The sequence below is a fragment of the Amycolatopsis sp. NPDC005003 genome, from assembly GCF_053600695.1.
This window is the reverse complement of record NZ_JBSGAI010000022.1, coordinates 81,094-103,049: the sequence shown is the minus strand read 5'-3', so window position 1 is coordinate 103,049 and position 21,956 is coordinate 81,094. Positions and strand designations below refer to the sequence as shown.

At 70.2% G+C, this 21,956-nt stretch carries 22 protein-coding genes; 8 read left to right on the top strand and 14 right to left on the bottom strand.

Annotation, left to right across the window (positions count from 1 at the left end; all coding sequences use genetic code 11):
* Positions 1-44 precede the first annotated feature (44 nt).
* From ACWED2_RS24980 to ACWED2_RS24965, 4 genes are all read right to left on the bottom strand, one after another.
* A complete protein-coding gene (locus ACWED2_RS24980; protein ID WP_449692905.1) occupies positions 45-1,463 on the bottom strand; it encodes a hypothetical protein in 1,419 nt (472 codons plus the stop codon).
* A 14-nt stretch (positions 1,464-1,477) separates the two neighbouring features.
* A complete protein-coding gene (locus ACWED2_RS24975; protein ID WP_449692904.1) occupies positions 1,478-2,038 on the bottom strand; it encodes a DUF3558 family protein in 561 nt (186 codons plus the stop codon).
* The gene (locus ACWED2_RS24970; RefSeq protein WP_449692903.1) at positions 2,035-2,529 is read right to left on the bottom strand and encodes a hypothetical protein; all 495 of its coding nucleotides are present in this window, start codon (positions 2,527-2,529) and stop codon (positions 2,035-2,037) included. Before ACWED2_RS24970 ends, ACWED2_RS24975 begins: the two co-directional genes overlap by 4 nt.
* A gap of 72 nt (positions 2,530-2,601) precedes the next feature.
* Complete coding sequence (locus ACWED2_RS24965; protein WP_449692902.1) at positions 2,602-3,303, bottom strand: ESX secretion-associated protein EspG; 702 nt, start codon at positions 3,301-3,303, stop codon at positions 2,602-2,604.
* A gap of 145 nt (positions 3,304-3,448) precedes the next feature.
* On the opposite strand from ACWED2_RS24965, the gene ACWED2_RS24960 reads away from it, so the two are divergent.
* Entirely contained in the window at positions 3,449-5,107 is a 1,659-nt protein-coding gene (locus ACWED2_RS24960; protein ID WP_449692901.1) for an AMP-binding protein, read from the top strand.
* A 126-nt stretch (positions 5,108-5,233) separates the two neighbouring features.
* On the opposite strand, the gene ACWED2_RS24955 is transcribed toward ACWED2_RS24960, so the two are convergent.
* Positions 5,234-6,202, bottom strand: a complete 969-nt coding sequence (locus tag ACWED2_RS24955) for a R2-like ligand-binding oxidase (RefSeq protein WP_449692900.1) — start codon at positions 6,200-6,202, stop codon at positions 5,234-5,236.
* A 21-nt stretch (positions 6,203-6,223) separates the two neighbouring features.
* Positions 6,224-6,808, bottom strand: a complete 585-nt coding sequence (locus ACWED2_RS24950) for a TetR family transcriptional regulator (RefSeq protein ID WP_449692899.1) — start codon at positions 6,806-6,808, stop codon at positions 6,224-6,226.
* A 95-nt stretch (positions 6,809-6,903) separates the two neighbouring features.
* On the opposite strand from ACWED2_RS24950, the gene ACWED2_RS24945 reads away from it, so the two are divergent.
* On the top strand, positions 6,904-7,527 hold the full coding sequence (locus ACWED2_RS24945) for an HAD family hydrolase (protein WP_449692898.1): 624 nt from the start codon (positions 6,904-6,906) through the stop codon (positions 7,525-7,527).
* On the opposite strand, the gene ACWED2_RS24940 is transcribed toward ACWED2_RS24945, so the two are convergent.
* Entirely contained in the window at positions 7,524-7,766 is a 243-nt protein-coding gene (locus ACWED2_RS24940) for a hypothetical protein (protein ID WP_449692897.1), read from the bottom strand. The two genes, ACWED2_RS24945 and ACWED2_RS24940, sit on opposite strands and share 4 nt — an antisense overlap.
* Positions 7,767-7,897: 131 nt before the next feature.
* On the opposite strand from ACWED2_RS24940, the gene ACWED2_RS24935 reads away from it, so the two are divergent.
* Complete coding sequence (locus tag ACWED2_RS24935; protein ID WP_013230216.1) at positions 7,898-8,284, top strand: cold-shock protein; 387 nt, start codon at positions 7,898-7,900, stop codon at positions 8,282-8,284.
* Here the strand turns inward: ACWED2_RS24935 and ACWED2_RS24930 are convergent.
* The 3 genes from ACWED2_RS24930 to ACWED2_RS24920 are packed head-to-tail and all read right to left on the bottom strand — an operon-like array spanning position 8,281 to position 11,475.
* Positions 8,281-8,757: a DUF2771 family protein gene (locus tag ACWED2_RS24930; protein WP_449692896.1), complete on the bottom strand. Its 477-nt coding sequence runs from the start codon at positions 8,755-8,757 to the stop codon at positions 8,281-8,283. The genes ACWED2_RS24935 and ACWED2_RS24930 overlap by 4 nt on opposite strands.
* Before the next feature lie 10 nt (positions 8,758-8,767).
* The gene (locus ACWED2_RS24925) at positions 8,768-10,645 is read right to left on the bottom strand and encodes an MFS transporter (protein ID WP_449692895.1); all 1,878 of its coding nucleotides are present in this window, start codon (positions 10,643-10,645) and stop codon (positions 8,768-8,770) included.
* 50 nt (positions 10,646-10,695) lie between these two features.
* Positions 10,696-11,475, bottom strand: a complete 780-nt coding sequence (locus ACWED2_RS24920) for a glutaminyl-peptide cyclotransferase (RefSeq protein WP_449692894.1) — start codon at positions 11,473-11,475, stop codon at positions 10,696-10,698.
* A gap of 51 nt (positions 11,476-11,526) precedes the next feature.
* On the opposite strand from ACWED2_RS24920, the gene ACWED2_RS24915 reads away from it, so the two are divergent.
* Both ACWED2_RS24915 and ACWED2_RS24910 read left to right on the top strand, forming a co-directional pair.
* The gene (locus ACWED2_RS24915; RefSeq protein WP_449692893.1) at positions 11,527-13,026 is read left to right on the top strand and encodes a DUF3027 domain-containing protein; all 1,500 of its coding nucleotides are present in this window, start codon (positions 11,527-11,529) and stop codon (positions 13,024-13,026) included.
* Positions 13,023-15,830 (top strand): sacsin N-terminal ATP-binding-like domain-containing protein, encoded by a 2,808-nt coding sequence (locus ACWED2_RS24910; protein WP_449692892.1) that lies wholly within the window; start codon positions 13,023-13,025, stop codon positions 15,828-15,830. The genes ACWED2_RS24915 and ACWED2_RS24910 overlap by 4 nt, the downstream gene beginning before the upstream one ends.
* A gap of 3 nt (positions 15,831-15,833) precedes the next feature.
* Here ACWED2_RS24910 and ACWED2_RS24905 read toward each other — a convergent pair whose 3' ends face one another.
* Entirely contained in the window at positions 15,834-16,061 is a 228-nt protein-coding gene (locus tag ACWED2_RS24905) for a DUF2530 domain-containing protein (protein ID WP_410564771.1), read from the bottom strand.
* Positions 16,062-16,143: 82 nt separating this feature from the next.
* Between ACWED2_RS24905 and ACWED2_RS24900 the strand changes: the two genes are divergently transcribed.
* Complete coding sequence (locus ACWED2_RS24900) at positions 16,144-17,613, top strand: NCS2 family permease (protein ID WP_449692967.1); 1,470 nt, start codon at positions 16,144-16,146, stop codon at positions 17,611-17,613.
* On the opposite strand, the gene ACWED2_RS24895 is transcribed toward ACWED2_RS24900, so the two are convergent.
* Positions 17,614-18,192, bottom strand: coding sequence for a hypothetical protein (locus tag ACWED2_RS24895; RefSeq protein WP_449692891.1), 579 nt, complete (start codon positions 18,190-18,192; stop codon positions 17,614-17,616).
* A gap of 107 nt (positions 18,193-18,299) precedes the next feature.
* Between ACWED2_RS24895 and ACWED2_RS24890 the strand changes: the two genes are divergently transcribed.
* Together ACWED2_RS24890 and ACWED2_RS24885 are read left to right on the top strand one after the other, a co-directional pair.
* On the top strand, positions 18,300-18,731 hold the full coding sequence (locus ACWED2_RS24890; protein ID WP_449692890.1) for a MarR family winged helix-turn-helix transcriptional regulator: 432 nt from the start codon (positions 18,300-18,302) through the stop codon (positions 18,729-18,731).
* A 107-nt stretch (positions 18,732-18,838) separates the two neighbouring features.
* A complete protein-coding gene (locus ACWED2_RS24885; protein ID WP_449692889.1) occupies positions 18,839-20,095 on the top strand; it encodes an MFS transporter in 1,257 nt (418 codons plus the stop codon).
* Positions 20,096-20,333: 238 nt separating this feature from the next.
* Here the strand turns inward: ACWED2_RS24885 and ACWED2_RS24880 are convergent, their stop codons facing one another.
* Both ACWED2_RS24880 and ACWED2_RS24875 read right to left on the bottom strand, forming a co-directional pair.
* The gene (locus ACWED2_RS24880) at positions 20,334-21,146 is read right to left on the bottom strand and encodes an arylamine N-acetyltransferase family protein (RefSeq protein WP_449692888.1); all 813 of its coding nucleotides are present in this window, start codon (positions 21,144-21,146) and stop codon (positions 20,334-20,336) included.
* A gap of 107 nt (positions 21,147-21,253) precedes the next feature.
* Positions 21,254-21,877 carry a superoxide dismutase gene (locus ACWED2_RS24875; RefSeq protein ID WP_086844974.1) on the bottom strand — a complete coding sequence of 208 codons (624 nt, stop codon included), beginning with the start codon at positions 21,875-21,877 and terminating at the stop codon, positions 21,254-21,256.
* Positions 21,878-21,956: the final 79 nt, after the last annotated feature.

Below are 21,956 nucleotides of genomic sequence, written 5' to 3'. Positions count from 1 at the left end.
ACCAATGTAGCCGTGGTTTTCCCGGCTTCCCTCGGGTCTGTCCCTTAGGTGGTCTCCCCGATGGTCGGCTTCACGACCTTTTCCCCATCGGGCCCGCGTTCGGTCTTGAGATCGAAGACCGCTTCGTCGACGGCGTACTTGTTCTTGTGTTCTTTGTCGTCTTCCTTCTTTTTGCCGGCACCGGTCCCGGCGGCGCCGGCGTTGCTGCCGGCTTTGCCCTTGGCCGCGGCGGCCGCGGTCGCTCCGCGCTCGAGCCGTTCGCCTGGCTTGCTGCCGGTCTTGCCGCCTTGGCCCGCGGTTTCCTTCGGCGTGGCCCCGGCGCCGCCCGCGCTGCCGGACACCCGCGACCCGGCGAACCCGGAGCCGGCCCGCCCGACGCCTTTGTTCCGGAGGGTGTCCCCGCTGTTCGGTGAGCCGCCGGCGGTGGTCCCGGGCATGGCGAGGCCGTCGGGGGTGACGCGCCCGAAGCTGCTCGCGGCGGGGGCGGAGCGGAAGTTGGTGTTGCCACCGAAGGTACCGGTCCCGCTACTGGTGCCCGGAGGCACGAAGTTCGGCGGCGTGGTGCCGGGCGGGTTGGGGCCGGTGCCTCCCGGCCCGCCGGGTACGAAGGTCCCGGTGGTGCCGCCGGGACCGGTGCCCGGCCCGATCCCCGGCCCGGTGCCGCCGATGGTGGGAGTGCCGGTGAAGCCGGCGCTGCTGGTGCCGTGGAACCCGCTGGCCGAGGTGGAATCCCCTTGCCCCAGCTGGGGAGGCGGGGTGTAGGTGGGCTGGGTGCTGGCGGTCTCGTGGTAGGTGGAGTCGAGGTTCTGGAGAACCTGAACGGCCTGCTGATGAGCGGCATCGGCCTGCTGCTGCTTGGCCTGGATGCCGACCATCGTCGTGTTCATGCCGATGAGGTTGCCGGATTCGTACTGCTGCCGAGCCTTGTCCATCTCGGCTTGCTGGTCGAAGCCGGTGGGCTCGGGCATGTTGGTCTTGGCGTAGTGAGCGGCGGCTGACTGCTGGGAGTAGTGATTGGAGACCAGCTGCATGGCGTTGCCGGTCTGCTCGGTGTGGCCGGCGGTGCTCTGGAAGAAGGTGTTCGCCTGCTCGGCCGCGGGACCCTGCCAGGAGCCACCGGCCGCCGTCGCCGCATCGCGGAACTGGTTGGAGGCGTCGGCCAGCCAGTTGCCATAGACATTGGCCACGCGGCTGCGGTCGTTGATGCCCTCGATGTCGAGATCCTTGTGGACCATGTCGTAGAGCACTTCGTGCGGGCTGTTCGCGTAGTTCTCGCCCGGCGCCGGCGAGTCGCCGCGCAGGTTCTGGCCGTCCTGCAGGAGCTTCCCCTGCGCGACCGAATAATCCGACGCGGCTTTCTGAGTCAACTTCTGTGCGTCGGTGTTGCCCTGAAGCTTCTGTTCGGTGGCCGCGTAGTAGTCACCCTCGGACTGGCGATGCTGCGCCCGGTGCGGTTGACTCATGGCTGGACTCCGTCTCAGTTCTTCGGCAGTAGCGGTTCGACCTTTGCGGCGATGTCTTCGACCAGCTGGCAGGCCTTGGCGGTGTCCGAGCCCGAGGCAAGCAGGACGAAGGCGCGAGAGTTGGGTTTCACTTCCAACCACACGTCACACTGTCCGGGTGAGTTTTCCGGCTCGCGTTCCATGACCGCCGGACGCCCGTTGACGTTTCCTTCACTCGCCTGGCTGGGGTTGCCGACGTTCTCCTTGTAGCCCCGGCCAGGGTTCAAAGAAAGTCCCACGTCCACGCCGGGTGTGTCGCCGGACGTGGGTTTGGTGGTTCGGCATCCCTCTTTCGGGTTTGCGACCAATGGCTCAGCCTTGGGGAAGCCTTGGCCGGCGAGCGCCTGATCGAGGATTGAGCAAGAGCTGATGCCCGAGAACGGGTTTCCGGTGTCGGCGGTTGAACTACCCGTGCCGGGAACGGTCGAGCCGGGTGCCTGCGAACTGGGTGTTGCCTGGCCACCGACTTGACTCGTGCAGGCGGTCAAGGCGAAGGCCAACGTGGCTGTCACGGCCGCGGCGCGTCGGGCGGTCACTGCTCCTGCAGCCCCTTGCTGAGCTGACTGAACGTCATGCTGTGGGCATCCTCTGTTTCGCGGTAGTTCTTGCGCGCGATCACCATTGCTTCGCGCGCTTGCTGAACTCCGTCACGCATCCGGATCAGATTGGGGATCAATGACTGCTCGTCCCCGTCGGCAACCTGCACATTGAATGCGGCGACGGCCTTGGCGTATTCGCTGCCGCCCATCTTCGCCTGGGCTGCCAGCTCCCGAACATCGACGATCATCCGGTTGTAACCGTCGAGGAAGAAGTCGCAGGCCTTCATGTACGCCTGGAAGCCCTCTTCGTTCACCGCGAACTGGCCGCTCTCGGCGAGGGACTTCAGGTGGTGACCGCCCTCGCTGACCCGCTGGGCCGCTTCCGAGTCCGCCGGTCCGTCGAGCAGGCCAGACAGGAAGTTCGCTCCGGCGTCTCCCGCCGCGGGTGGTGTGAACGACCCCGGTGCGCCGAACTGTGAACCGCCCATGACGCCCTCCCCGTCGTCCAGGGACCACCCTGCGTGGTCCCTCCGCACTGTACTAGTGACGAACCGGCGGCGTCAGTGGTTCCGGCCACCATCGTGGAGCCAGCTCCGCAGGTGAGAACCATCCGAAGGGGTGAACCGCAGCCGGGTCTGGTGGCCCGGTAGGGGCTCGTTGAACATCAAAAATCGGCCGCCGTCGTTGTCGATGAACATGGCTGAGCCGATTGGGTGAAGTGCGCCCTGGCCTCGCCGGGCTGACAGCTCGAACGTGCCGTAGCGGTGCAGCGGCCACGACGAGAACTCCGCCGCTGCGTCGGTGTCCTCGGAGGTGCCTGGGGCGACGAAGGCCAGCTCCGCCAGCGGCACCGGCCGATAGCTCGGCAGCATGCCGACCACCATGTCGACCAGCCGGTCCGGCCGCGCCTGCGCGAACAGGATCTCCTCGCCCGCCAGTTCCGAAAAGACGCCCAAGCCGTGGCCGATCGTTGCTCGGTAGAACACCTGGCGGCCGTCCGCCACCTCCGCCGCGCGGACGATGATCAGGACCTCCGGCTGGGTCCACGCCCGGAGCGTCTGCTCCACCTCGATGTCCAGCTTCTCCGGCCCCGCAAGGCCGCGCGCCCTCATGGAGTCCCACGCCGCCGCCAGGATTCGCTCGTGTTCCTCCAGTGTGTGGCCCGGGCTGGGGATCTCGAACGGGTGCCAGTGCGCCGGGAGGCCCGTGCGCCGGACCGCCGCGGTGACCTCCGTCAAACCCAGCGAGAATTCCTCCGGCACGGTCCCGAGCGTAGCGGAACCCGTCGGATGTCCAGCCGACGAACGCCCGGCAGGCGAGCCGAATCGGTACCCGGAGCCAAGTGCTGGCTGACCAGGCAAGCGCTTCCTAGACTCGGCGGGGTCACCGTCGACTTCAGGAGGCACCATGCCTGACGCGCCCGCCCTGCCGAGCTACGCCTCGGGGACCTCGGAGGTCCCGCTGCTCGGCGACACCATCGGCGACAACTTCGACCGGACGGTGGCCGCGTTCGGGGAGCGGGACGCCCTCGTCGACCGGGCCGCCGGCCGTCGGTGGACCTACCGGGAGCTGGCCGCCGAGGTGTCCGCGCTGGCGCTGGGGCTGGTCGCGCAGGGCATCGGCAAGGGCGACCGGGTCGGGATCTGGTCGCCGAACCGGGCGGAATGGACGTTCCTCCAGTACGCGACGGCGAAGATCGGCGCCGTCCTGGTCAACATCAACCCGGCCTACCGCGCGCACGAGCTCGAGTACGTCCTCAACCAGGCCGGGATCCGGCTGCTGGTGGCGTCGGACAAGTTCAAGACGTCCGACTACCCCGCGATGGCCGAGGAGGTGCGCGAGAAGTGCGCGGCGCTCGAACAGGTCGTCATCCTCGGCGGCGAGGACTGGGACGCGCTGCTGGACGCCGGCCGCGACGGTGACCCGGCGCAGCTGGCGCACCTGCAGGCCGGGCTGTCGGCCGACGACCCCATCAACATCCAGTACACGTCCGGGACCACGGGCTTCCCGAAGGGCGCCACGCTGTCCCACCACAACATCCTGAACAACGGCTACTTCGTCGGCGAGCTGTGCAACTACACCGAAGCGGACAAGGTGTGCATCCCGGTGCCCTTCTACCACTGCTTCGGCATGGTGATGGGCAACCTGGCCTGCACCAGCCACGGCGCCTGCATGGTCATCCCGGCACCCGCGTTCGACCCGAAAGCCACCCTCGAAGCGGTCGCGGCCGAGCGGTGCACGTCGCTCTACGGCGTGCCGACCATGTTCATCGCCGAGCTCAACCACCCGGACTTCGGCGAGTTCGACCTGACGTCGCTGCGCACCGGGATCATGGCCGGCTCGCCGTGCCCGGTCGAGGTGATGAAGCAGGTCATCGACCGGATGGGGATGGCGGAGGTGTCCATCTGCTACGGCATGACCGAGACGTCCCCGGTGTCCACGCAGACCCGGTCCGACGACTCGATCGAGCGCCGCGTGTCGACGGTCGGGCGGGTCGGGCCGCACCTGGAGGTCAAGGTCGTCGACCCCGAAACCGGCCTGACCGTCCCGCGCGGCGAGCCGGGCGAGCTGTGCACGCGCGGGTATTCGGTGATGCTCGGGTACTGGGAACAGCCGGACAAGACGGCCGAGGCGATCGACGCGGCCCGCTGGATGCACACCGGCGACCTGGCGGTGATGGACGCCGACGGCTACGTCAACATCACCGGCCGCATCAAGGACATGGTCATCCGCGGTGGCGAAAACCTGTACCCGCGCGAGATCGAGGAGTTCCTGTACACGCACCCGGACATCCTCGACGCGCAGGTGATCGGCGTCCCCGACGAGAAGTACGGCGAAGAGCTGATGGTCTGGGTCCGGATGCGCGAGGGAGCGGAACCGCTGACGGCGGAGAAGGTGCGCGAGTTCTGCAGCGGCAAGCTGGCGCACTACAAGATCCCGCGGTACGTCCACGTCGTCGAGGAGTTCCCGATGACGGTGACCGGGAAGGTCCGCAAGGTCGAGATGCGCGAGAAGTCGATCAGCCTGCTGGGCCTGGAGCAGGCGGCCGCGACGAAGCACGCCTAAACCGCGCGGGCCGTCCGGGCGTTGGCCCTTCGCGATTCCGCGAAGGGAGGCCGGCCATGATCATTCTGTCCTGGGACTGGTGAGCGGCGGTGCGGGGCGCCTTTGCCGAGGCGCCCCGCATCCGCGTCAGGCCACCGCCGCGGCGGCCTCCGCGATCGCCTTCGCGTCTTCCTCGCCGAAGGTCTCCTCCAGCTGCTCCGGCGAGTAGTCGACGTCGATCTGCTCCACCGGCATCCCGCGCGCCGACTCGATCGCCCCCAGCCGGCGCTGGGCGCGGTCCGCCGCGTACTGGATGATCTCCTGCGGGTCGTTGTCGAAGGGGATCTCCTCGAACTGGTCCTGCACCCACTGGATCATGTTGAGCGCGTGCGGCAGCAGTTCGCCCATCCGCTGCTGCACCGCGTCCCACAGCGAGTCGTCCGCGGCGACGTGCCGCCGGCAGGTGAACGTGCCCCAGGCCATGTGGCGGCGCTCGTCGTCGCCGATGCGGCGGACCAGCTCCTGCATGCCCGGCAGGATGTCGTGCTGGGTGCAGATCAGCTGCCACGAGTAGTAGCCGGTCAGCGCGAGGCTGCCTTCGATGACGTGGTTGTACGTGACGCTCGCCCGGATCTGGTTGAGCGGGCTGGGATCGTCCTCCAGCGCCCGCAGCGACTGCGGTAGTTCTTCGTAGAACAGCTTGCGGTAGTGCGGGTTTTCGGCGACGAACGGGTGCAGGTCCCCGGTCAGCCCGACGGCGTCCATCCAGCGCCGGAACACCTCGGTGTGCTTGGCTTCCTCGAAGCAGAACTGCGTCAGGTACATCTCGTCGCCGAACCGGCCGGTCGCCGACATCGCCCGCATGAAGGGCTGGATGTCCTCGGTGACGGCCTCCTCGCCGGCGATGAACTGCGCGACCAGGTACGTCGCACTGCGCTGCTGCTCGGGGTTGAGCTTGTCCCAGCCTTCGCGTTCGCGGCCGAAGTCGATGTCGGCCGGGTTCCAGAACTTCTTGTTGCCCTTGACGAACAGCCGCAGCGGGAACGAGTCCCAGTTCAGCCCGCCCTTGCGCAGCGAGGAAAATCCGGTCCGCAGCTCCGGCAGCGTGTCGGTCATCTTTTCACTCCGATAGAGGATTCAGTGGATGAATTGGCGGATGGCGGGTGCCATGACGGCGGTGACGGCGTCGGCCGCTTCGGTCGCCGAGTGCGTGGGAAGCACCAGGTGCGAAAGGGAAAGCCGGACGACGGTCTCGGCGAGCAGGGCCGCGGCTTCGGCGGACAGCCCGGGTTCGAACTCCCGGTACTGCTCGGCGGCGAGGTCGGCGGCCGCGGTGAGGATCGGCTCGCCCTTCGTCGTGAGCAGCGGCAGCAGGTCCTCGCCGGCTTCGGTGCCGAGCGCCGCCGCGACCAGGCGGTTCTCCCGCGCGTGCTCGATCGTGTAGACGACGGCGTGGTGGATGCCCGCCAGGAGCCCGTCCGCCGTTTCGAACCGCTGCCGGATCCCGTCGAGGAACTCCGACGCGGTGCGCAGCGCCACCGCCTGGGTCAACGCCGCCTTGTTCCCGAACTCGTTGTAGACCGTCTGCCTGCTCACGCCGGCCTTCGCGGCGACGTCCACCATCCGCAGGCCCGCGTGGCCGCGGTCCGGCAGCAGGTCGGCGGCGGCGTCGAGCAGCGCCTCCCGCAGGGACGCCTTCGTCCGCTCGGTGAAGCTGGTCACACTCTCACCTTGACACAGATCACTCTGCTGTCAAGGTGCTGTACACGTTCGGTTCGCGCGTAAAACTGTCGGTGGTGGCGGTTACCGTGGTGATCGTGGGCATCACCGTGGGGTTCGACCTCGACATGACACTGATCGACGCCCGGCCGGGCATGGCCGCGGCGATGAACGCGCTGGGCGTCGAATCCGGGCTGCCGCTGGACGGCGACGCGTTCGCGGCCAACCTCGGCCCGCCGCTCGACGACATCCTGCGCGGCTTCGAGGCGCCCGAGGAACGCATCCCGGGGCTCGTCGACCGGTTCCGCGCGATGTACCCGGAAGTGGTCGTGCCGAGCACGGTCGCGCTGCCCGGCGCGGTCGAGTCACTCCGCGCGGTGCACGCCGCGGGCGGGCGCACGCTGGTCGTCACCGGGAAGTACGGGCCCAACGCGCAGCTGCACGTGGACGCGCTCGGCCTGGAGGTCGACGAAGTCATCGGCGAGCTGTGGTCGACGCAGAAGGCCGAGGCGCTCCTCGCCCACGACGCCCGGGTGTATGTCGGAGATCACGCGGGCGATGTCCGGGGTGCCCTGGCGGCCAACGCGATCGCGGTCGGCGTCACCACCGGGCCGTGCGATCGCGCGCTCCTGCTGAGCGAAGGAGCGGAGGTGGTGTTCGAGTCGCTGACGGAGTTCCCGGAGTGGTTCGAGAAGACGTTCGCGGGGAGCGTGGTGCCTTAGTCCGCTTTCTTGGCGCGGGCCTCGATCACCAGGGCGATCAAGCCGAGCAGCAGGCCCAGCGGCGTGACGACCCCGGCGGCGACCGAAAGCCAGATCGGCAGGTTCTCCAGGCCGGCGGCGAACATGATGAACACCGCCAGCACGGCGAGCATGCCGAGGCCGAAAAGCCCGATGCCGACGCGCATCAGGAACGGTTTGCCGGGAGCGGCCACGCCGGCCTCCTTCGTCGTGCTCTTCATGACGTATGAGGGTATCCGCCGGTATCGACTTCTCCCCAGGGCCTGTGGCGAGATACCCTTTACCCAGCGCGCCCTGGGTACGCCCCGGGCGCGTTCGTCGTGAGCGGACAGCAGAAAGACTGGTGAGGGAAGTGCCGACCGGCAAGGTCAAGTGGTACGACGCGGAGAAGGGGTTCGGGTTCGTCACGCAGGACGGTGGCGCCGACGTCTACATTCGCAAGGCCGCGCTGCCGCAGGGCGTCGAGGGGCTCAAGGCGGGACAGCGGCTGGAGTTCGGCGTCGCCGACGGCCGCCGCGGGCCGCAAGCGCTCTCCGTCCGGCTGCTCGACCCGCCGCCGTCCGTCGCCGAGGCGCGCCGCCGCCCGGCCGAGGAACTGCACGGCCTGATCGAGGACATGATCAAGCTGCTCGAGCTGAAGGTGCAGCCGGACCTGCGGCGCAACCGCTACCCGGACCGCAAGCACACCAAGCAGATCGCCGAAATCATGCGCGCGGTCGCCCGGGACATCGATCCCTAAGCTTCCAGCCGCAGGCCCCAGACGTCGCTGGGCAGCAGGCCCGACTCGCCGGTGTCGGCGTTGAGCACGGCCGTGTACTTCTGCACGTCCACCGCCGAAATTCGGTCGGCGGGCGTCGGCGGCGTGACCGTGTAGGCGTAGCGGTCCAGCGACGTGAACGGGATCGGGTCGCTCTGCTTGAACTCGCCCTGCGGGGTGACGTACTCGTAGACGATCTGCCACGGCGAGTCCGCGACTTCGCCGGGCACCGAGATCTGCACGGGCTTGCCCGGGCGGACCTTCAGCGTCTGCGTCGAGCCCTTGGCGCTGCACGGCTGCGCGAGCTTCTGCGTGTAGTCGCACGTGAGCACCGGCGTGGTGTTGATGGTGTGGCCGTCGGCGTAGAAGGTGACCTCGGCCGGGCCGGGTGCCGAGCAGCCGGCCACCGCGAACCCACCGGCCGCAAGCAGGGCCACCACCCGGGAACGTCGCATGGCCGGGAGCCTACCGGCGGGCCGTCGGGTCCCGGGGCAGGCCCTGGGCCGGGAAGCTGCCGGTCGGCTCGGGGCGCAGCGGCCGGTCGCCGCCGAGGCCCGGCACGAGCGAGCCGCCGCGGCGCACCAGGTGCGTCTGGGTCAGGCCGACCGCCAGCAGGACCGTGATCACCAGGAAGCCGATCCAGTACGTCGGCGGCAGCAGCAGGCCGATCGCGCCGCCGAGGCACCAGGCGAGCTGCAGCACGGTTTCCGAGCGGCCGAACGCCGACGCGCGCGACTCCTCGGGCAGGTCCTCCTGGATGACGGCGTCGAGGCTGATCTTGGCCAGCGCGCTGGCCGTCGCGCCGATCAGGCCGACGATCGCGGCCGTGGCCAGGCCGGGCAGGACCGTCGCGACCAGCGCGGCGAGCACGCAGCCCGCCACGCACCCGACGATCACCTGGTCGGGGCTCCCGAAGTGCAGGCGCGAGCCCAGCGCGTTGCCGAGGAAGCCACCGGCGCCCGCCGCGGCGCCGATCACGCCGAGCAGCAGCAGCTGCATGAACGGCGTCTGCCCGCTGCCCTCGGTCTGCGCCTTGACCGCGAACGCGGCGAACATCATGAGGAAGCCGGTGAGCACGCGCACCGAGCCGTTGCCCCAGAGCGCGACGACGATGTGGCGCCCCATCGGCTGGCGCCGTTTCTTCTCCTTGGGGTGGGCCGAAAGCGACGTCGGGACTTCACCCTCGGTCGCCTCCACCCAGGCCGGGATCCGCATCGACTGCACGGCCGCGGCGACGCAGATCAGCGCCGTGAACCACAGCGCGCCCGCCGAACCGGCGATGGCGTTGACGCCGCTGGCCAGCGCGCCGAACACGCCCGCGGCGACCAGGCCGAACGTGGTCAGCCGGGCGTTCGTCTTGGAGAGCGTGATCTCCGACGGCAGCACCCGGGGCGTCACCGCGGCCTTGAGCACGGTGAACGACTTCGACAGCACCATCATCCCGAGCGCCGCCGGGTAGAGCAGCCAGTCGTCGAAGTGCAGCGCCATCACGACGGCCATCAGGCCCTGGCCGATCGAGGACGCGCACATCGCCAGCCGCCTGCCGCGCTGCACCTTGTCGAGCGCCGGCCCGATCACCGGCGCGACCAGCGCGAACGGCGCGATCGTGATGAGCAGGTACAGCGCCACCTTGCCCTTGCTCTCGCCGCTGGTCGCGGCGAAGAACAGGGTGTTGGCCAGCGCGATCGCCATCGCCGCGTCGCTGGCGTAGTTCAGCATCACGGCGTAGGTCAGCGAGGTGAGGCCGGACTTTTCGGCGCCGTCCGCCTTCGTCGCGCGCTGGAAGGCGTCGACGGCCTGGCCGGTCAGCTGGCGGCTGCGCATCGCCGCCACCCGCGTGACGGTGATCTTCTTCGGCAGTTTCGGCGTGCCGCCCGGCGTCCGCGGTTCCTCCCGCGGCGGCGGGGGCGGCGGCTGCTCCGGCGGGCGGGGCTCGCCCGCGTAGCCACCGGTGTCGTAGTGCTCGTACTCGCCGCTGCCGGGGTGGCGTTGCCCCTGGTAGAAGCCCCCGCGGGGCGGCTCGCGGCGCACCGGCTCGGTGCGGTTCGGGTCGTACGGCCGGGCCCCGCGCGGCGGTGGTGGCCGGTGGCCGGTCGGCGCGGCCGCGGTGGGTGCCTCGTCGGCGTTCGGCACGCGGCCGTCGTGGAACCCGGCGCGCGGCGGGACGGGCCGCTGGACGCGGGTGGGCGGCGGCGGGCTGCCGTGCTCGGCGCGCGGCGCGGCGGCGTCCCGCCAGGACCTGGCCTGGCCGGCGCCCGGTTCCGGGGTCCAGCGCCGCTTGGACTTCCGGCCGCGCGGCTGACCCGGCGGGGTGCCGTCGGAACGGGAGCCGAAGAGTGCCACGTGTCAATCCTGCCTTACCGGGGGCCGGTTCCGCCTGCTCATCCGTGCTTTCACGCCGGAGCCGGGACGAACCTCACCCGGAACGTGACCGGCCACTGCTTCCCGGTGAGCAGGAAATCGCCGGTGCCCGGGACGGCGGCGATACCGTTCAGCACGTCTTCGGCGCCGGTCGCGTTCACTTTCGCGCGGAGCTGACCTGCGTCGATCGTGCCGGTCACGCGTCCGGTGGCGGCCTCGATCCGCAGGACGGTGTCGGTGTGCCAAACGTTTGCGTAGACGTCCCCGCCCACGCATTCGAGTTCGTTGAGCTGGTCACGGCCGACGTCGACACCGCCGGTGACGGCGAAGGTCTTCGGGTCCCGGAAGGTGAGGCGCGAGGAACCGTTGCTCATGACGAGGCGGCCGTCGGCCTGGTGGCACAGGCCCCAGCCTTCACCCTGGAAGGGGACACGCCGGAGCTCGGCGAGGGTGGCGGTGTCGCGTTCGATGGCGAAGCCGTCCTGCCAGGTGAGCTGCCACAGCGTCGGCCCGACGACGGTGACGCCCTCGCCGAACAGCGGCGACGGCAGCGTGGCGGTGGTCCGGGGCGGGCCGCCGGGCGGGCCCGCGGTGAGCGTCGACTTACCGGCCAGCCCGGTGCTCTCGTACAGCGTGTCACCGGCGAATTCGAGGCCTTCGGTGAAGGCGGCGGGATCGTGCGGGAGGGTCTCGACGACCTGGACGGTGAGCCGTTCCGGGCCGGCCGGTTGCTCCTGGTCTTGTTCCTGGGCGCCGGCACAGCCGCCGAGCGCGGCGGCCAGCAGCAGGACGGTGACGATCGGCGTGCGCACGATGAACAGCCTGGCACGGGCGTCGCGGATGCGTGCGGCACAATTGGCCGCATGACTCTGCTGCTGACCCTGGACGACGGTTCCGTGCAGCGCAAACTCGCCGATGCGGTGGAGTTCGCGCGAGCTGCGGTGCTGGAGGACGCACCCGAGGAGCAGCTCGGCGCGCACGTGGGGGTCACCCGCGAGGACGCGGTCACGGCGAGTCACCTGTTCGAGGCCCAGGTCCCGGGCTACGGAGGCTGGCGCTGGTCGGTCACGGTCGCGGCGGCGGGCGAAGACGAGCCGGTGACGGTCAGCGAGGTGGTGCTGGTGCCGGGCCCCGAGGCGCTGGTGGCCCCGGCCTGGGTGCCGTGGGAGCGCCGGGTCCGCGCGGGCGACCTCGGCGTCGGCGACATCTTCCCGACGCAGGAGAACGACCCCCGCCTGGCCCCGGCGTACCTCCAGTCGGACGACCCGGCGGTGGAGGAGGTCGCGCGCGAGGTGGGCTTGGGCCGGGTGCACGCGCTGTCCCGCTTCGGCCGCACGGAGGCGGCGGAGCGCTGGCACGCGGGCGAGTTCGGGCCCCGGTCGGACATGGCCCGCAGCGCGCCGGACGTGTGCGGGACGTGCGGGTTCTTCGTGCCACTGGCGGGCTCGCTGCGCGGGGTGTTCGGGGTGTGCAGCAACGACATCGCCCCGGCGGACGGCCACGTGGTGGACGTGGAGTACGGGTGCGGAGCGCACTCGGAGGTCGAGGTCGAGCTGACGTCCTCGGTCCCGGTGGCCGAGCTGGTGTACGACGACTCGCTGCTGGACTTCACGCCGCCGCCGGCGGAGACGCCGGAGGTGGTGGAGACGGCCGCGGCGGAGCCGGAGACGGGGATGGCGGAGTCGGACGTGTCCCCGGCAGAGGTCGAGCCGGAGGAGGCGGAGGCCGAGCCTGAGGAGGCGGTGGCCGAGCCGGTTGAGGTGGCGGCGGTGGCCGAGCCGGAGGCGGCGATCGCGGTGGCGGTCGAGCCGGTTGCCGTGGAGGCGGCGGTCGAGCCGGAGGCGGTGGTGGAGTCGCCTGAGCCCGCAGCTTCGGAGGTGGCCGGAGCGGTCACCGAGCCGGGCGGGGCGGCGGAGGCACCCGAGCCGGCCGAGGTAGCGGCTGATGCTGCGGCCGAGCCCGCGGGTGAGGTGGCTGAGCCGGTCGAGGCGGCTGCTTCGGCGGTCGCCGAGCCGGTGGTGGCCGAGGTGCCCGAGCCCGCCGAGGCCGAACCGACTCAGGCCGAGATGACCGACGCGACCGAGCTGCCGACCGCCCCCGAGCCGGACGCGGCGGAGGCGACCGAAGCTCCTGAAGCCGAATCGGCTCCCGCTCAGGTGGCTGAAGAGGCGCAGCAGGTGGCGGAGCCGGCAGAGGTGACCGATGCGGCTGCCGAGCCGGTTGCTGAAGAGGCTCAGGCTCCGGAGCCCGAGGGGGAGCCGGCAGGTGAAGTTCCCGAAGCCGTCCTCACCGACAGTGTCGTGACCGAGGCTTCGCCCGCCGATGAAGCGCAAGCCCAGGTCGACGACACCCCCGAACGGTGATCGGCGACACCTTCGAGCCGGGCGATCCGTTCGGGACCGCTCGGCTCCGCGAAGCCACCCTGCGCTCCTGGCGGGACTCGCCCACCCGGCTCACCGAAGACACCAACGTCGAACGTGACCTGCGGGTCGGCGCCTACCGGGATCGGCTCTTCGTCGAGCTTGCCCAGAATGCCGCCGATGCCGCCATGGCCGGGGGTGCGCCCGGGCGGGTTCGGGTGGCTCTGGTGGACTCCGAACTCCGGTTCGCCAACACCGGCGCTCCGCTCGACGCCCGGGGTGTTGCCTCGCTCGCCTCGCTCCGGGCCTCCGGCAAGACCGGCGAGACCGTCGGGCGCTTCGGCGTCGGGTTCGCCGCCGTGCGGACCGTCTCCGACGAACCTCGCGTTGTCTCCTCCTCCGGTGGTGTCGCCTTTTCCGCCGAGCGCACCAGGCAAGCCGCCGGCATCGAGGGTGATGTTCCCGTCCTGCGGCTGCCCTGGCCCGTTCCCGCCGACGTGCCGCCCGGTTTCGACACCGAAGTCCGGCTGCCGCTCCGGGACGGCGTCGACGGTCGCGCCCTTCTCGACGAGCTTGCGCGGGATGCCGGTGATCTGCTGCTGGCCCTGCCCTGGCTGGGTGAGTTCGATGTGGACGGTCGCGTTTGGACGCGGGAAGCCGTCGGGGACGTCGTCGTAATCCGGGGCCCCGAAGGGGAAACGCGCTGGCTGACGCACCGCGGTGACGTCGTGTGGGCCGTCCCGGTCGGCTCCGATGGTGCGCCCCGGCCCCTCGGCGAGGACGTCCTGCGCGCTCCGACGCCCACCGATGACGGGCTGTCGCTGCCCGCCCGGCTGATCGCCTCCGTCCCCGTGGAACCGTCGCGCCGTCGGGCGCTGCCCGGGCCCGAACTGGCGCAGGCGCTCGAGGTGGCCGCCAAGGAGTACGTCGGACTCGTCCGGCTGCTGCCGCCCGAGCAGAGGTTCGCGCTCGTTCCGGCGCCGGGGTTTCCGAAGTCTGCTGTGGACAACAAGCTTCGCGACGAAGTCCTGGCGGCGCTCAGCGTGGAACCGTGGCTGTCCACAAAGGCCGGTAGCGAGGTCGCCGGCCGGCAGGCGCGGGTGCTCGACGTCGACGTGCCCGGGCTGTCCGCGCTGCTCGCCGACCTCGTTCCCGGCTTGGTCGAAGGGCCCGCGCAAGCCCTCAAAGCCGTTGCCGGGCAAGTGATCGGCATCGAAGAGGTGCTGGAAACGCTCACCGGCGTGACGCGCGACCCGGGCTGGTGGCGGGCGGTCTACGCGGCACTGGCGATCGCCGTCGAGTCGCACGCGCTCGCCGGGGAACGGCTGGACGGGCTGCCCGTTCCGCTGTCCGACGGGCGGACGCTGCCGGGTGCTCGTGGCTGCCTGCTCGTCGAAGGCTCGGCCGAGCTGCTCGAACTTCTGTCCGATGTGGACATCCCGGGGTTGCGGCTGGTGCACCCCGCCGCGTCGCACCCGCTGCTGGAGCGCTTGGGCGCCAAGCACGCCGACGCCCGCGAGCTGCTCAACGCCGACCAGCTGCGGGACGCCGTCGAGCGCAGTGTCGAGGACGTCCGGTCCGGTTTGGACGGTACGACGCTGGCCGGTGCCGTGCTGCGGCTGATCGCCGACTGCGGGGACGACGCTCCGCGCTGGGCCGGGGCGCTCGCCTTGCCCGGCACCGACACCTGGCGCCGGGCCGACGAGCTCGTCCTGCCGGCCTCGCCGCTGCTCGACATCTTCGACGAAGAGGTCTTCGAGGAAGACGGCGCGATGGACGTCCTCGACGAGGATTTCGCCGAGGACTGGCCGCAAAGCACTCTCGAAGCCGCCGGTGTGCTCGACTCATTCGCCGTGGTCGTCGACGACGAACCGCGCGAACCCGACCACGACCTGCCCGACGAAGAAGCCTGGTGGGATTCGCTGCCGGAGCCGCCGTCGACGCTCGTCGCGATCCGGGACCTCGACCTCGTCGCCGACGACGCCTGGCCGGCGGCCCTGCGCCTCCTCGCCGCTCGGCCGGAGACGTGGCACGCCCTGCGCGTGCCGAACGGGCACGCTGCCTGGTGGATCGCGCAGTACGCCGTGCTCGAAGGGGCCGCGCCGAACGAATGGCGGCTGCCGGACGCCGACCTGGCGGGACTCTTCGACGAGGTCCCCGACGTCGGCCTGAGCGAAGACCTCCTCAGGATCGCCGGCGTGCGCGCGGACCTCACACTGTCCGGTGTGGACGAAGCAACCGACCTCCTCGACCGGCTCGCCGATCCGGACCGCGTTGTCTCGCCAGGCCTGACCACGCGCGCCTACGACGCCGTCGTCGAGTCCGGTTCGGAGCCGGGCGTGCCGCGGGCCGTGCGGGCCGCGGACGGGTCCGTTGTGGACGACGCACTGGTGCTGGACGTGCCGTGGGTCGCCGGGGCGCTCGAGCCCAGCCGGTACGTGGTGGCTCCCGAGGACCCGGAGCGGCTCGCGGACCTGCTCGACCTGCCGCTCGCGAGCACGGAGGAAGCCCGCGTCGTCAGCGAAGGCGAGTACGCGCCCTGGGCCGGACTCCCCGCGCTGAAGCTCGTCGCGGACCAGCTCGGCATCCGGCTCCCGGACGGCGGTGTGCTGGTGCACGACCCGCTCACCGTGCGCATCCAGGGCGCCGAACACGACGTCCAGTGGTGGTCCGACGACCGGCTGCACGCGGCCGACACCTCCGAAGGGCTAGCGCGTGCCTTCGCCTGGGCGGCCGGGCGCTGGCCCGACCGGCACGTGATCACGGCGCTGCTCGAGGACCCGTCGCCGAAGACGCTCCTCGCGTAACCGCTAGAGGCGCTGGGCCGACTTCGAGCCGCGGCGGGCGGCGGCGCGCTGCCAGGCGATGATCGCCATGCCGACGAAACCGAGCGCGAAACCGGACAGCGCCGTCTGCACCCACAGCCCCGAAGTCGTGAAGAAGAGCACCACCAGCGCGACAGCCCAGATCGAGGTGCCTACGATCACCACCGGCGTCAGGTCGGTCAGCTTCTTGGGCAGCTCCGGCGTGTGCCGCAACGAGCCCGTAACCTCCGGTGGATTGATCGGTTCACTCACGAGGTGCAGGGTACTCCGCAGCAGCGACAGAATGGGCAGGCGAATGGCGGAGCAGGAGACGACCCGCACCGGGACGTCCACACTGGACCGGTTCTTCAAGATCACCGAGCGCGGGTCGACCGTGCCGCGCGAACTGCGCGGCGGCCTGGTCACCTTCGTCACGATGGCCTACATCGTGGTGCTGAACCCGCTGATCATCGGCAGCTTTTCGGCCGACGACGCGGGCGCGCACAAGGACCTCCTCGGCGGCATCCTCCCGGTGTCGCAGGTCGCCGCGGTGACCGCGCTGGTCGCCGGCGTCATGACCATCCTGATGGGCCTGGTCGCGAACTACCCGTTCGCCATCGCCACCGGCCTGGGCATCAACAGCCTGGTCGCGGTCACCATCGCCCCGCAGATGACCTGGCCCGAGGCGATGGGCCTGGTGGTCATCGAGGGCGTGATCATCGTCCTGCTCGTGCTCACCGGGTTCCGCACCGCGGTGTTCCGGGCCGTGCCGGCCGCGCTGAAGTCGGCGATCGCCGTCGGCATCGGCGTGTTCATCTGCCTGATCGGCCTGGTCGACGCCGGGTTCGTGCGCCGGCTGCCGGACGCCGCGCACACCACCGTCCCGGTCGGCTTGGGCATCAACGGCTCGATCGCCTCCTGGCCGACCGCGGTGTTCGTCGTCGGCCTGCTGGTCACCGGCATCCTGGTCGTCCGGAAGGTCAAGGGCGCGATCCTGATCGGCGTGCTGGCCTCGACCGTGCTGGCCATCGTCGTGGAGGCGATCGTCAAGGCCGGGCCGTCGAAGGGCACCAACCCGCTCGGCTGGAACCTCGGCTACCCGGCGCTGCCGGACCAGGTGTTCGGCCTGCCGAACCTCTCGCTCGTCGGCGACGTCTCGTTCGGCGCCTGGACGCGGCTGCCGATCATCACCGTCTGCCTCCTGGTGTTCACGCTGGTCCTGGCCGACTTCTTCGACGCCATGGGCACCATGACCGGCCTCGCGAAGGAGGCCGACCTGCTCCCGGCGGACGGTCAGCTGCCCAACGTCGGCAAGGCGTTGTTCGTCGAGGGCCTCGCGGGCGCGGCGGGCGGCTTCGGCTCGGCCAGCTCGAACACGGTGTTCGTCGAGTCGGCGTCGGGCATCGCCGAGGGCGCGCGGACGGGGCTGGCGAACATCGTCACCGGCGTGCTGTTCATCGCCGCGATGTTCCTGACCCCGCTGTACCAGGTGGTGCCGGTCGAGGCGGCCGCCCCGGCGCTGGTCGTCGTCGGCGCGATGCTGATGTCGCAGGTCCGCGACATCGACTTCACCGACTACTCGATCGCGCTGCCCGCGTTCCTGACCATCGTCGTCATGCCGTTCACCTACTCGATCGCGAACGGCATCGGCGCCGGGTTCGTCAGCTACGTCGTCATCCGCGCGGCCACCGGCAAGGCCCGCCAGGTGCACCCGCTGATGTGGGTGATCGCGCTGGCCTTCGTGGCGTACTTCGCGGTCGGCCCGCTCCAGGCGGCGTTCAAGTAGTCAGCCGGCGCCGCTGACCTGGAGAGCGGCCGTCAGGACGTCCCGGTGGCCGAGGAACTCCGGCTGGGGAGCCTCGTAGCGGATGGTGATCAGCACGTCGCCGACACCGACACCGACGAGGTTCACCTCCCGGAGCACCCCGTCGCGGAAGTAGGCGTAGTCCCACTCGGCGGCTTCGTCGTCGCCGACATCGGCGTGTTTCGCGACCGTGCCGGGATGGGGGCTCGCTTTCGCGATGGCTTGCAGGCCGCTGAGCGCATCCTCCTGGGTGATCGGCACGCGATCGGTCTCGAGCACGAGTTCGCCGCTGCGGTAGGTCGCGCGGTCCTTGTCGCGGGTGACGGTCCAGCCGGTCGGTACCGGGATCTCGAAGTCGAAGCCGCCGGTCTCGCTGCCCGGCCCGGCCGGGAAGTCGTAGATCTCCTTGGTCTCCTGGTAGGGCAGCGTGGTGGTGGTGGGCATCGTCGGCGGCTGTGCCGGTGCAGCCGTCGTCGATGCCTCGCTGCCCGTGAACTGGGCCACCACGACCGCCACTACCGCCGCGCCGACCACGGCCGAGCCCACCAGCTTCTTGTTCATCCGACTCCCCAGGTTCTGTCCCTGCTGAGGACGCGCCAACGTATTCCGGGTTGCCGGTTGATGGAGATCACCCGTGCGGACGAAGTTTCGTAAGGTATGCTAACTATATGTCCGGCGACACGCACGAACGCTCGTTGGCGAGCCGTCTGCGTCTCGCGGTGGTCCGGCTCAACCGCCGGCTGCGGGCACAGCGCGTCGGGGACGACCTCACGCTGACGCAGGTCGCCGCGCTGTCCACCCTGCACAAGTGCGGTGCGCTGACCCCGGGTCAGCTCGCCGCGAAGGAAGGCGTCCAGCCACCTTCGATGACGAGGGTGATCGCCGCGCTCGAGGACCTGGGGTTCGTCGAGCGGCGCCCGCACCCGACCGATGGCAGGCAGGCCATCGTCGAGCTGACCGAGAGCGGGCTGGCCTACGTGCAGAAGGCCATTTCCGTGCGGGAGGCGTGGCTGGACCGGCGATTGGCGGAACTCGGCGACGAAGAGCGTGAAGTGCTCTCCAAAGCCGCCGAAATCATAGACAGGATGGCGGGGAACTAACCACGGTGACGGCCACGGGTAGCGAAACCAAGCGTTCGATCCAGACCACTGCTACCCGGGAAACGGCCTCACCGCCGTCCGCGTCACCACCCTCCAAGCGCCGCAGCATGTTCGCCTCGCTGCGCGTCCGCAACTACCGGCTGTTCTTCACCGGCCAGGTCATCTCGAACATCGGCACCTGGATGCAGCGCATCGCCCAGGACTGGCTGGTGTTCACCCTCAGCGGCAACAACCCGATCGCCCTCGGTGTCGCGGTCGCGCTGCAGTTCACGCCGACGCTGTTCCTTTCGCTGTGGGCCGGCGTCCTCGCCGACCGCGTCGACAAGCGGCGGCTGCTCACCTGGATCCAGGTGGCGGCGTGCTCCCAGGCCGTGATCCTCGGCGTGCTCGACCTGAGCGGGATCGCCGCGCTGTGGCACGTCTACGTCCTCTGCTTCACGCTCGGCGTGACGGCGGCGCTGGAGGTGCCGACGCGGCAGTCGTTCGTCGCCGAGATGGTGGGCCGCGACCAGGTCGCCAACGCCGTCGCGCTGAACTCGTCGATCTTCAACATGGCGCGGATCGTCGGCCCGGCGATCGCCGGGTTCGCGATCACCTGGATCGGCACCGGCTGGCTGTTCATCGCGAACGCGCTCAGCACGGTCGCGGTGATCACCGGGCTGGTCCTGATGAACCCGGACAAGCTGTTCCGCGTCGCGGCGGTGCCGCGCGAGAAGGGCCAGCTGGCCGAGGGGCTGCGGTACGTCCGGCGGCGGTCGGACCTGATGACGGTGATGGTGCTGGTGCTGTTCGTCAGCACGTTCGGCATCACCTACTTCAGCTCGCTGCCGATCGTCGCGGCGAACGTGTTCCACACCGCGGCCGACGGCTACGGCCTCCTCTCGACGCTGGTCGCGGTCGGCACCTTCACCGGCGCGCTGATGTCCGCCCGCCGCGGCACCAAGGGGCGCCCGCGGGTGCGGCTGATGCTGGTGTCCGCGTTCTTCCTGGGCGTGTTCGAGCTGATCACAGCCTTCATGCCGACGTACCTGACGTTCGGCCTCGGCCTGATCCCGCTCGGCTTCGCCACGATGACCTTCCTCAACACGGCGAACGCGCTGGTGCAGACCTCGGTCAGCCCCGAGATGCGCGGCCGCGTGATGGGGCTTTACGTGTTGGTGCTGATCGGCGGCAACCCGATCGGCGGCCCGATGGTCGGGTGGATGGCCCAGGAGTTCGGCGGGCGGTCTCCGTTCTACATCGGCGGGGCGGTTTCGGCCCTCGCCGCGGCGGTGTGCGCCGTGGTGCTGGTCCGGCGGGGCGGGATTTCCTGGCCGGTGAAGCGCGGGCTGGGGCTGCGGGTGCTCAAGCGGGCGAAGGTCTGACGGGAAGTATCGGTTCGTGTTCACGGCGTGACCGTATCCGCCATCACCGACAAAAACCGGCGCCCGGCCGCCTGGATGTCACCCGGAAGAGTGAGATCCGAGTCTCCGTGGCCGAGCTCTTGCCTGAGGATATGAGGTGAGGCTAACCTCATACATGTCCGCTTCGTGGTGGGAGCGGCAGTCAGTTCGGGAACGGACGGAGCCCCGGCCCTGGGAAAACCCCAGGCCGGGGCTTCGTTCACGTCAGCGCAGTGTCGGGCTGGGGCACGTCGCGAGTCAAGGGACTCCCGCCCGGTGGTACCGGCAGGCGCGTCAACGTCATCCCGAAGTACACGCGGTACGCCGCGTGGATCGCCTCCGGGGAAGGCAGGCGGACCTCGTTCCGGACGCCGTCCACCGTCTCGATCAGCTTGTCGCCCGACAGGGTCACGCGGCCCTGGGACGTCGGGCGGGAGCACGTCAGCGAGCGGGTGAAGTGGGACTCCGGCGACGTCGTCTGCCACCACGCCATCGGGACGAAGTCGGCCAGCGGGCGCGGGCGGCGCTCCAGGCGGTACTGCGGCTTGCCGTCCAGCAGCACGTCGAAGTCGCCGTGCGGGGCGTCCAGCACCAGGAACTCGCCTTCCGGGTCCGGCTGGGCGTCCACGGCGGACAGTGGCAGCGGATACCGGGAAAACCGGCCGAAGCCGACGTCGACCAGCCAGTCCGCCGACTCCAGGGCGACGACGATCGCCGCGTGGTCCAGCGGCGGGCCCAGGGTGCCGTCGGCGCGGAAGACCTGGGCCGCGCGCAGGGAAGCGTCGTAGCCGAGCGCGCGCAGCAACGCGGCGAACAAGCCGTTCAGCTCGTAGCAGAATCCGCCTCTCCGCCGGTGCACGATCTTGGTGAACAGCGCGTCCTCGGTCAGCACGACCGGCTCCCCGAGGTGGCTGCTCAGGTTCTCGAACGGCACCGCGGCCAGGTGGCGTTCCTGCAGGTGGCGCAGCGTCGCGAGGTCCGGCGCCGCCGGGCGGGCGACGCCGAGGCGATCCAGGTACGCGTCGATGTCCATGCATCCACCCAAACACCTCGACCGCACTCGAGGTCAAGGCGTTTTCGGCCGCCGACGAAAAACGGGGCCCTCCCTGGAAAGGGGGACCCCGTTCGACGAGAGACGGCTCAGCCGAGCAACAGGCCGTTGCCGCCGGCGACGGCGTTGTCGAAGCGCTTGCTGATCTCGGCCCAGTTGAAGATGTTCCACAGGGCCTCGACGTACTTCGGCTTCACGTTCTTGTAGTCGAGGTAGAACGCGTGCTCCCAGACGTCGACCAGGAGGATCGGCGTGGTCGGCAGCACCAGGTTGTTGTGGTGGTCGCGCAGCTGCTGGGTGATCAGCGTCTTGCCGATCGGGTCCCAGGAGAGCGCGCCCCAGCCGTTGCCCTGGATGGTCGTCGCGACGGCGGTGAACTGCGCCTTGAACTTGTCGAAGGAGCCGAACGCCTCGTCGATCGCCGCGGCCAGCTCGCCGGTCGGCTTGTCGCCGCCTTCGGGCGAGAGGATCTTCCACCACACGACGTGGTTGGCGTGCCCGGCCAGGTGGAAGGCGAGCGTCGTCTGCAGGCCGACGATGTCGCCGAAGTTGCCGGCGTCACGGGCTTCGGCGATCTTGTCGAGCGTGTCGTTCGCGCCCTTGACGTAGGTCGCGTGGTGCTTGCTGTGGTGCAGCTCGTTGATCTCGCCGGAGATGTGCGGCGCGAGGGCGCCGTAGTCGTAGTCGAGATCGGGCAGCTCGTAGCGGGCCATTGGCCCTCCTTCTGTCTTCGACACAAGTTTCCGGTACCGAACCTAGTAGCACACGCCCACTCGCGGCGAGCGGGGGCGG

What these genes read in the sequence shown, in the direction of transcription:
- ACWED2_RS24980 (WP_449692905.1), bottom strand. Translation starts at nt 1,463, where the DNA reads ATGAGTCAACCGCACCGGGCGCAGCATCGCCAGTCCGAGGGTGACTAC.
- ACWED2_RS24970 (WP_449692903.1), bottom strand. Translation starts at nt 2,529, where the DNA reads ATGGGCGGTTCACAGTTCGGCGCACCGGGGTCGTTCACACCACCCGCG.
- ACWED2_RS24960 (WP_449692901.1), top strand. Translation starts at nt 3,449, where the DNA reads ATGCCTGACGCGCCCGCCCTGCCGAGCTACGCCTCGGGGACCTCGGAG.
- ACWED2_RS24955 (WP_449692900.1), bottom strand. Translation starts at nt 6,202, where the DNA reads ATGACCGACACGCTGCCGGAGCTGCGGACCGGATTTTCCTCGCTGCGC.
- ACWED2_RS24940 (WP_449692897.1), bottom strand. Translation starts at nt 7,766, where the DNA reads ATGAAGAGCACGACGAAGGAGGCCGGCGTGGCCGCTCCCGGCAAACCG.
- ACWED2_RS24930 (WP_449692896.1), bottom strand. Translation starts at nt 8,757, where the DNA reads ATGCGACGTTCCCGGGTGGTGGCCCTGCTTGCGGCCGGTGGGTTCGCG.
- ACWED2_RS24915 (WP_449692893.1), top strand. Translation starts at nt 11,527, where the DNA reads ATGACTCTGCTGCTGACCCTGGACGACGGTTCCGTGCAGCGCAAACTC.
- ACWED2_RS24900 (WP_449692967.1), top strand. Translation starts at nt 16,144, where the DNA reads ATGGCGGAGCAGGAGACGACCCGCACCGGGACGTCCACACTGGACCGG.
- ACWED2_RS24895 (WP_449692891.1), bottom strand. Translation starts at nt 18,192, where the DNA reads ATGAACAAGAAGCTGGTGGGCTCGGCCGTGGTCGGCGCGGCGGTAGTG.
- ACWED2_RS24890 (WP_449692890.1), top strand. Translation starts at nt 18,300, where the DNA reads ATGTCCGGCGACACGCACGAACGCTCGTTGGCGAGCCGTCTGCGTCTC.
- ACWED2_RS24885 (WP_449692889.1), top strand. Translation starts at nt 18,839, where the DNA reads ATGTTCGCCTCGCTGCGCGTCCGCAACTACCGGCTGTTCTTCACCGGC.
- ACWED2_RS24880 (WP_449692888.1), bottom strand. Translation starts at nt 21,146, where the DNA reads ATGGACATCGACGCGTACCTGGATCGCCTCGGCGTCGCCCGCCCGGCG.
- ACWED2_RS24875 (WP_086844974.1), bottom strand. Translation starts at nt 21,877, where the DNA reads ATGGCCCGCTACGAGCTGCCCGATCTCGACTACGACTACGGCGCCCTC.